This is a genomic window from Kitasatospora griseola, assembly GCF_014648555.1.
GTDB lineage: Bacteria > Actinomycetota > Actinomycetes > Streptomycetales > Streptomycetaceae > Kitasatospora > Kitasatospora griseola.
In genome coordinates, this window is the sequence record NZ_BMRI01000042.1 from 59,903 (window position 1) to 67,991 (window position 8,089).

The following is an 8,089-nucleotide window of genomic DNA, read 5'->3' on the forward strand; positions in this document are numbered from 1 at the left end:
CAGGCGACGACCAGCAGGTCGCCCGCCTCGCGGTGCAGCCCGGTCTCCTCGTGGAGCTCGCGGGTGGCGCACTGCTGCGCGTTCTCGCCGAGGTCGACGGTGCCGCCGACGAACTGCCAGTTGTCCCGGTAGCCGGCCTTGACGACGAGGACGCGTCCCTCGGGGTCGGTGATCAGGCAGCCCGCGGCGGCGAACACGCGGTGCAGGGAGTTCAGCCAGTCCTCGCGGGAGGCGAACTCGGGGGCGTCGGCCATGGGACTCCTTCGGCGGGGGTGGCGGCTTGCGGCGCCAACTCTCTCACCCCCGCCGGGGGTTCAGTGCTCCGAATGCCGTTCCGCGCCGCGGTGCCGGTGACCGGGCAGTTCGGTGTGGGCGGCGGGCCCGTCGGCCGGGCCGGCCGCCTCCGGTGTCCGGCGTCCGCCGTGGCTGAACTCGATGTCGCCGGGGTAGCCGCCGGTGTCGGCGGCGCGCGCGGTGTCCGTGTGCAGCTGCGGCGCGAGGGGCGCCGGATCGGCTTCCATGGTGCGGTGCTCCAGCACCTGCTCGCTGCCCCTGCGGAGCCTGCTCGTCGTGTCGGTCGATCGCTTGGTCATCGCCGACCTCCCTTCCACAGCCTTCCTCAGGCCTTCCTCGGCCTTCCCAAGACTTTCCTGGAACCTTCCTCGGCCTCCGTCGGACCTTCTCGGCCGTCTCCGACTCGATCGGCCCGATATGCCCATTATCAGCCCGTATCCATGACAACGCCTCGAACTCCCTTTACCGAAAGGCCAGCTCAGGACCCTCGCGGTGTGGGACCATGCCGCGTGGCCACGGTGATACAAGCCGACGAATCCAAGGAACAGCGCACCGCACAATCCGCCCCGCGCAGCGGGCTCGCGGACCGGGTCCGGCACCCGGCCGCCCTCATCCGCCTGCTCTCCGGACTGTGCTGGATCGCCCTGGTGCTACTGCTGGCGGGCTACGCCCGCTCCTCCGCGCTGGGCCTGGACACCGACGTGTCGCGCTTCGCCGATCTGCTGCCCTGGCCGCCGGTCCAGCTCGCGGCGGCGCTCTGCGGCGGCGCACTGCTGCTGGTGCCGCTGGGCTACGCCGTCGACCGGCTGCTGCGCGCCGACGGCCGCCGGGTCGCCGACGGCGTCCTCGCCGCCGTCCTCGCGTACGGCCTCTCGCTCGGCCTGGACCTGCTGGCCGGCGACCTGACCACGCTCACCCACGAGCTGCCCGGCGGCGCCGGCCGGACCGACCCGGTGTACGGGCACCTCGCGCCGGTGGTGGCGTTCATGACCGCGATCGGCACGGCCGGCATGCGCCGCTGGCGCAGTGCGCTGGCGGTCACCCTGACGCTGTCCGGCCTGTCGGGGCTGATCACCGGGTACGCCACCCCGCTGTCGCTGGTGCTGTCGCTGCTGCTCGGCTGGACCACCGCGCACGCCACCCGGTACGCCGTCGGCGAGCCCGTCGGCACGCCCACCGAGGGCCAGATCGGCGCCGCGCTGGCCGCCTGCGGGGTACGCCCCGACGCGGTGCTCGCGGTCGGGTCGAGCCGCTACCTGGTCACCCAGCACGACGGCCGCCCCGACCTGGACGTCCACCTGCTCGACCGGCACGTCCAGGCCAGCGGGTTGCTCGGCCACCTGTGGCTGGCGCTGCGGCTGCGCACCGCGCCCCGTCCGCTCGGCCTGCGCCCGCTGCGCGCCGGGCTGGAGCACCAGACCCTGCTAGGCCACGCCGCCACGGCCGCGGGCGCGCGCACCCGAACGCCCGTCGCCGCCGTCGAGCTGAGCCCGGACGCCGCGCTGGTCGCCTACCACCGGATCGACGCCCGGCCGTTCGCCGAGCTCTTCGCCGAGTGCACCCCGCCGACCGACCCGGCGGAGCCGGACGGCGTCCCCGAGATCACTCCGACCGACGCGGAACTCCGCGACGCCTGGCAGCAGCTGGCGCTGCTGCAACGCCGCCGGATCGCGCACCGCTCGCTCTCCCCGCAGACCGTGCTGCTGGACGCGGAAGGCCGAGTCCACCTGGTCGGGCTGGCCCGCGGCGAGATCGCGGCCGGCGACCTGCTGCTGCGGCTGGACGTCGCCGGGATGCTCGCCGTCCTCGCCGTCCACGCCGGGCCCGAACGGGCGGTGCGGGCCGCGATCGAGGTGCTCGGGCAGGGCCCGGTCGGCGCGGCGCTGCCGCTGCTGCAGCCGATCGCACTGGCCCGCGACACCCGCGCCGCACTCGCCCGCCACAAGAAGCTGGCCGGCGAGCTGCGCGCCGAGGTGCAGCGGCAGATGCCGCAGGCCGCCACCGAACCCGTCCGGCTGGAGCGGCTGCGCCCGCGCACCTTGATCACCGTGATCGCCGGGATCGTGGCCGGGATCACGCTGCTCCAGTTCCTGTTCAGCAGCGCCGTCAACCCGGTGGTGGTGGTCTCCGACGCCGACCCGCTGTGGCTGGCCGGCGCGATGTTCTGGGCCGCGGCCAGCTACCCCGTCGCGACCTTCGCGTTCAGCGGCTTCGTCCCCGAGAAGCTGTCGTTCCGCTCCACGCTGGCCGCCCAGGTGGCCGGCTCCTTCGTCAAGGTGGCCGGACCCGGCGGCGTCGGCGGCCTCGCCCTGAACACCCGCTACCTGCAGTGCGCGGGCATCCCCACCGCGCAGGCGATGTCCAGCATCGGCGTCAGCCAGCTGTTCGGACTGGTGCTGCACATGCTGCAGCTCGCCGTGTTCACCGCCCTGGTCGGCTCGGACGGCACCCTGCCCGGCACCGAGTCCTCCTCGCTGCCCGGTGGCTGGCTGCTGTGGCTGGCCGGAGCGGCCGTCGCAGTCGTCGCCGGGTCCATCGCCTCCGTCCCGTCGCTGCGGCGGCGCGCTCAGACCCTGCTGCGGCCGCTGCGCGCCGAGGTTCTGCCGCGCCTGCTCGACCTGGCTCAGCAGCCTGGCAGGCTCGCCACCGGCGTGACCGGCCAGCTGCTGGTGTCGATGTGCTTCGTGGTCTGCCTGTACTGCTGCACCCGTGCGGTCGGCGTGCACCCGGGGTTCAACGCCGTCGCGGTGAGCTTCCTGGCCGGCAACGCCGCGGGTAACGTGGTGCCGACGCCGGGCGGCGTGGGCGGCGTGGAGGGCCTGACCGCAGGCATGCTGAAGGCGACCGCGGGCACCGACTACGGCACCGCGTTCGCTGCGGTGGTGCTGTTCCGGCTGCTCACCTTCATGCTGCCGGTGCTGCCCGGCTGGGCCGCGTTCAGCTGGCTGAAGCGCCGCCGGGCGATCTGACCTCAGTCCGCCCGGTGGTCCTCGTCCCCCACCCCGACCTCCCGGATCTGCTCCACCGCGTCCCCCTCGTCCGCCGGCGCCGCCCCCAGCTCGCGCTGCCGCCGCAACACCTCCAGGTCGTCCACCTCCGGCTCCACCGCCTCCCGCTCCTCCTCGACACCCTCCAACACGGTCGGCGTCGACTCGTCGTCGTCCTCGGGATACTCAGGGTTCTCCGCATTCATGCGCATACCGCCAGTATCCGGCGGAACCGCCCGGAACGGTCACCTTTCGGGCGGCGGGTCTCGTGTCCCGGCTCGTACGGTGGGGACGGGGCCGGTGCGGTGGAGGGTGGTCGGGATGCTGGTGGCGGAGGTGGCCGGGGCGTCGGCGCGGCTGGCGGGGACGGCGGCACGGTCCGAGAAGGTGCGGGTGCTGGCGGAGCTGTTCGGACGGGTCTCGGCCGAGGAGGCGCCGGTGGTGGTGGCGTACCTGGCCGGGCGGCTGCCGCAGCGGAAGGTCGGGGTGGGGTGGCAGACGCTGCGGGAGCGGCCCGCGCCGGCCGCCGGGGCGACCCTCGGCGTGCTGGAGCTGGACCGCCGGCTGTCCTCGCTCGCAGCCCTCGCCGGGCCCGGTTCGCAGCGTGAACGCAAGCGCCAGGTGGGCGAGTTGATGGCGCTGGCCACCGAGCAGGAGCAGCACTTCCTGCTCGGCCTGCTCTCCGGCGAGCTGCGCCAGGGTGCGCTGGACGCGGTGGCGGTGGAGGGCCTGGCGGCAGCCGTCGGCGCACCGGCCGACGCGGTCCGGCGGGCACTCATGCTGTCGGGCGAACTCGGCCCACTGGCCGGACAGTTGATGGCCCAAGGCCCGGCCGCGCTGGACGCCTTCCGGCTGACCGTCGGCCGTCCGGTGCAGCCGATGCTGGCGCAGAGCGCGAAGGACGTGGACGAGGCCCTGGACCGGCTCGGCCCGTGCGTGGTCGAGGAGAAGCTGGACGGCATCCGCATCCAGGTGCACCGGGACGGCGACGAGGTGCGCGTCTACACCCGCACGCTCGCCGAGATCACCGACCGGCTTCCGGAAGTGGTGGCGCGGGTACGGGAGTTGCCGCAGCGGCGGCTGGTGCTGGACGGCGAGGTGCTGGCGCTGGACGAGCGAGGACTGCCGCGACCGTTCCAGCAGACCTCCGGCCGGGTCGGCTCGCACGGTGAGACCGGCAGCCCCGTCGGGACCGGCGGAAGCGGCGAACTCCCGCTGTCCGCCGTCTTCTTCGATCTGCTGCTGACCGGAGACCGGGATCTGCTGGACGCCCCCGCCGCCGAACGCCACACCGAACTGGCCGCCCTGGCACCGGAGTCCGCCCGGGTCCGGCAGCTCCGGGTGGACGACCCGTCCGATCCCGAGCAGCGGCGGCTGGCCCGCGAGTTCACCCGCGCGGCAACCGCCGAGCACCGGCACGAAGGGGTGGTGGTGAAGTCGCTGGACGCGCCGTACAGCGCGGGCCGGCGCGGCTCGTCCTGGCTGAAGGTGAAGCCCGTCCACACCCTCGACCTGGTGGTGCTGGCCGCCGAATGGGGGCACGGCCGCCGCACCGGGCGGCTGTCCAACCTGCACCTGGGGGCCCGGCGGCCGGACGGGACGTTCGCGATGCTCGGCAAGACGTTCAAGGGCCTCACCGACAGCCTGCTGGAGTGGCAGACGGCGCGGCTGCGGGAGCTGGCGGTCCGCGAGGAGCGGTGGGGCGTGGTGGTGCGGCCCGAGCTGGTGGTGGAGATCGCCTTCGACGGCGCCCAGCGCTCCAGCCGCTACCCGGACGGGGTGACGCTGCGCTTCGCCCGGGTGCTGCGCTACCGGGAGGACAAGGGCGCCGCCGAGGCCGACACCGTGGAGTCCGTGGCGGCGCTGCTCCGATGACCTCAGTTCCCGGCGTCCGCCCGGCGGTCGGCGGCCGGGACGACCAGCGGGGTGCCGGTCTCCGGGTCGGGGATCACCCGGCACGGCAGTACGGCGAGACCTCCTGACGGGCCGTGACCACCGGCGACATGCGGCGACACCCGCCCTTAATGCCCTCCTGGCGCTCTTGCAAAAGAGTTGCAATAGGGTGAGCCTCGCAACGGATCATCCGTCGACCGAGAGGGGCTGCTCACCCATGGGTGCCTACACGCTGCCTGACCTGCCCTACGACTACTCCGCCCTGGAGCGGGCGATGTCCGCCGAAATCCTGGAGCTCCACCACTCCAAGCACCACCAGGCGTACGTCAACGGCGCCAACCTGACGCTGGAACAGCTCGCCGAGGCCCGCGACAAGGAGCAGTTCGGCTCGCTGGTCGGCCTGCAGAAGACCCTCGCCTTCAACCTGTCCGGCCACGTCCTGCACTCGCTGTTCTGGCAGAACCTCTCCCCCGAGGGCGGCGACCGCCCGGAGGGCGCGCTCGCCGACGCCATCACCGAGCACTTCGGCAGCTTCGAGGCGTTCAAGCAGCAGCTCACCACCGCCACCGTCGGCGTCCAGGGCTCCGGCTGGGGCATCCTCTCCTGGGAGCCGCTCGGCAAGCGCCTGATCGTCGAGCAGGTCTACGACCACCACGGCAACGTCGGCCAGGGCACCGTCCCGCTGCTCGCCTTCGACGCCTGGGAGCACGCGTACTACCTCCAGTACAAGAACGTCCGCCCCGACTACGTCACCCGCCTGTGGGACGTCGTCAACTGGCAGGACGTCACCACCCGCTTCGGCGCGGCCACTTCCGCCTGACCGGCGCACCTCCGCCGGAGCCCGCCGGCGGGGCGGGCTCCGGCACCGCCGTCCGCGCGGCCCCGCTACCGTGGGCGCCATGGACGCGGCACAGGAGTTCGAGACGCACCGGCCGCGGCTGTTCTCGCTCGCGTACCGCATGCTCGGATCCGCCGCGGAGGCCGAGGACGCCGTGCAGGACGCCTACCTGCGCTGGCACGGCGCACTGCCCGGACAGGTCGCGGCGCCCGGGCCGTGGCTCAACAAGGTGCTCACCAACCTCTGCCTGAACCGCCTCACCTCCGCCCGGGCCCGGCGCGAGGAGTACCCGGGCAACTGGCTTCCCGAACCGGTCGCCACCGGTGGCGGCGCCCTCGGGCCGATGGAGCACGCCGAACAGCGCGAAGCCGTGTCCTTCGCGGTCCTCACCCTGATGGAACGGCTCACCCCGCCGGAGCGGGCCGCGGTGGTGCTGCGCGACGCGTTCGCCTACAGCCACCGCGAGATCGCCGGCGTCCTGGACTGCTCCGAGCCCGCCGCCCGCCAGCTCTACCACCGCGGCCACCGGCACCTGAGCGACGACGCCCCGCACCCCGCGCCCGACCCGGCCCAGAACGCCGCCCTGCTGCAACGCTTCCTGTCCGCCGCGGCCGACGGTGCACTGGACCGGCTCGAAGAACTCCTCGCCGAACAGGTCGTGGTGTGGGCCGACGGCGGCGGCAAGGTCCGCTCCGCTATGCGCCCGGTCACCGGCCGGAACAACGCCGCCCGCTTCCTCGCCGGGCTGTTCGCCCGCTTCACCGGCGGCGTCCGGTTGGAGTTCGCCGAGGCCAACGGCCTTCCGGCGGTGCTCGGTTGGGAGGGCGACCGACTCACCTCGGTCGGCTCCGTCGACCTCGGCCCGGGCGGCGTCACCGCCGTCCGGATCCTGCGCAACCCCGACAAGCTCGCCCACTTCGCGGCCCACCACCGACCGCTGTCACAGAACGCCTGACCGTCCGGTTCCTTCCTGCACAGCCCCCTCCGGGAAGGAACCGACAGCCATGAACGAGCGCACCCTGCTGGTGACCGGCGCGACCGGCGTACTCGGCCGCGAAGTCCTGCGCCGGGCGCACGGAACCGGCCTCACCGTACGTGCCCTCACCCGCCGCACCGCCCCGCCGGACGTCCCCGGCGCGAGCCGCACCGAGTGGCACACTGGCGACCTCCTCGCCAATGTCGGCCTGGACGCCGCGCTGATCGGCGTCGACGCGGTGATCCACTGCGCCAGCGACCCGCGCCGCCCCAAGGACGACCTGCCGGCCTTCCGCCACCTGCTCGACGCGGCCCGCCGGGCCGGCGTCCGACACCTCGTCAACATCTCGATCGTCGGCGTCGACAAGGTCCCGCTCACGTACTACCGCGTCAAACTGGAGGTCGAACGCCTGCTCGCCGCGTCCGACCTCGGCTGGAGCAACCTGCGCGCCACCCAGTTCCCGGCGCTCCTCGACGGCATGCTCAGCACCCTCGCCCGGCTGCCCGTCCTCCCCCTGCCGGCCGACACCCCCTGCCAGCCCGTCCACCCCGCCGAGGTCGCCGACCGCCTGGTCGTCCTCGCGCTCGGCCAACCCGTCGGCCACGCACCCGAGTTCGGCGGCCCCGAGATCCATCCCGCCACCGACCTCGCCGCCGGCTGGCTCCGCGCCACCCACCCGCGCCGTCGCCGCGTCCTCCCCATCCACCTTCCCGGCCGCGTCGGCGCCGCCCTCCGCCAGGGCCACCTCACCACCCCGGCCCACGCCGACGGCACCGCCACCTGGGCCGACTACCTGGCCACCCGCACCTCCTGACCCCGCCGGGGCGGGGCCGCACCCACGCTTTCCGAAAGGCCCCTCCGGGTTACGACGAGCTGTCAGAAGGATGTCAGCGCCGTCTAAGCGGCGTCTGGCATTGTTATCCATGTGAACGGCACGGGGAAACAAAAACCGGGTCGGGAACAAGGAGAGGTGCCCGGAGCGGCTTATCGGGGACCGGGGCCTAAAAACCCCAGCCGGGCGTTCGCGCCCACGCAGGTTCGAATCCTGCCCTCTCCGCGCAAACGACCCGGAAACGGGTTGGAAGCAAGGAGAGGTGCCCG

General features: G+C 73.6%; 9 protein-coding genes and 1 tRNA gene. 6 read left to right on the forward strand and 4 right to left on the reverse strand.

Going from position 1 to position 8,089, the window contains the following annotated elements:
• Both IEZ12_RS32930 and IEZ12_RS32935 read right to left on the reverse strand, forming a co-directional pair.
• Positions 1 to 254: NUDIX domain-containing protein (locus IEZ12_RS32930; protein WP_189277398.1), on the reverse strand; the 254-nt coding region annotated here is incomplete at its 3' end.
• Positions 255 to 314: 60 nt separating this feature from the next.
• Positions 315 to 593 (reverse strand): hypothetical protein, encoded by a 279-nt coding sequence (locus IEZ12_RS32935; protein ID WP_043914977.1) that lies wholly within the window; start codon positions 591 to 593, stop codon positions 315 to 317.
• 210 nt (positions 594 to 803) lie between these two features.
• On the opposite strand from IEZ12_RS32935, the gene IEZ12_RS40250 reads away from it, so the two are divergent.
• Positions 804 to 3,263, forward strand: coding sequence for a lysylphosphatidylglycerol synthase transmembrane domain-containing protein (locus tag IEZ12_RS40250; RefSeq protein WP_189277407.1), 2,460 nt, complete (start codon positions 804 to 806; stop codon positions 3,261 to 3,263).
• A 2-nt stretch (positions 3,264 to 3,265) separates the two neighbouring features.
• Here IEZ12_RS40250 and IEZ12_RS32945 read toward each other — a convergent pair whose 3' ends face one another.
• The gene (locus IEZ12_RS32945; protein WP_189277409.1) at positions 3,266 to 3,493 is read right to left on the reverse strand and encodes a hypothetical protein; all 228 of its coding nucleotides are present in this window, start codon (positions 3,491 to 3,493) and stop codon (positions 3,266 to 3,268) included.
• Between the two features lie 109 nt (positions 3,494 to 3,602).
• Between IEZ12_RS32945 and IEZ12_RS32950 the strand changes: the two genes are divergently transcribed.
• Positions 3,603 to 5,156 (forward strand): ATP-dependent DNA ligase, encoded by a 1,554-nt coding sequence (locus IEZ12_RS32950; protein WP_189277411.1) that lies wholly within the window; start codon positions 3,603 to 3,605, stop codon positions 5,154 to 5,156.
• A gap of 2 nt (positions 5,157 to 5,158) precedes the next feature.
• Here the strand turns inward: IEZ12_RS32950 and IEZ12_RS32955 are convergent, their stop codons facing one another.
• Positions 5,159 to 5,296, reverse strand: coding sequence for a hypothetical protein (locus IEZ12_RS32955; protein WP_229848462.1), 138 nt, complete (start codon positions 5,294 to 5,296; stop codon positions 5,159 to 5,161).
• Between the two features lie 95 nt (positions 5,297 to 5,391).
• On the opposite strand from IEZ12_RS32955, the gene IEZ12_RS32960 reads away from it, so the two are divergent.
• From IEZ12_RS32960 to IEZ12_RS32975, 4 genes are all read left to right on the forward strand, one after another.
• Positions 5,392 to 5,994, forward strand: coding sequence for a superoxide dismutase (locus IEZ12_RS32960; protein WP_100588228.1), 603 nt, complete (start codon positions 5,392 to 5,394; stop codon positions 5,992 to 5,994).
• A 79-nt stretch (positions 5,995 to 6,073) separates the two neighbouring features.
• Complete coding sequence (gene sigJ / locus IEZ12_RS32965) at positions 6,074 to 6,967, forward strand: RNA polymerase sigma factor SigJ (RefSeq protein ID WP_189277414.1); 894 nt, start codon at positions 6,074 to 6,076, stop codon at positions 6,965 to 6,967.
• A gap of 49 nt (positions 6,968 to 7,016) precedes the next feature.
• Positions 7,017 to 7,802, forward strand: a complete 786-nt coding sequence (locus IEZ12_RS32970) for an SDR family oxidoreductase (protein WP_189277417.1) — start codon at positions 7,017 to 7,019, stop codon at positions 7,800 to 7,802.
• Between the two features lie 150 nt (positions 7,803 to 7,952).
• Positions 7,953 to 8,045, forward strand: a tRNA-OTHER gene (locus IEZ12_RS32975).
• The last annotated feature ends 44 nt before the right edge of the window (positions 8,046 to 8,089 follow it).

Bases quoted from the DNA above. Each gene is read 5' to 3' on its own strand.
- IEZ12_RS32935 (WP_043914977.1), bottom strand. From the start codon at position 593: ATGACCAAGCGATCGACCGACACGACGAGCAGGCTCCGCAGGGGCAGC.
- IEZ12_RS32945 (WP_189277409.1), bottom strand. From the start codon at position 3,493: ATGCGCATGAATGCGGAGAACCCTGAGTATCCCGAGGACGACGACGAG.
- IEZ12_RS32950 (WP_189277411.1), top strand. From the start codon at position 3,603: ATGCTGGTGGCGGAGGTGGCCGGGGCGTCGGCGCGGCTGGCGGGGACG.
- IEZ12_RS32960 (WP_100588228.1), top strand. From the start codon at position 5,392: ATGGGTGCCTACACGCTGCCTGACCTGCCCTACGACTACTCCGCCCTG.
- sigJ (WP_189277414.1), top strand. From the start codon at position 6,074: ATGGACGCGGCACAGGAGTTCGAGACGCACCGGCCGCGGCTGTTCTCG.
- IEZ12_RS32970 (WP_189277417.1), top strand. From the start codon at position 7,017: ATGAACGAGCGCACCCTGCTGGTGACCGGCGCGACCGGCGTACTCGGC.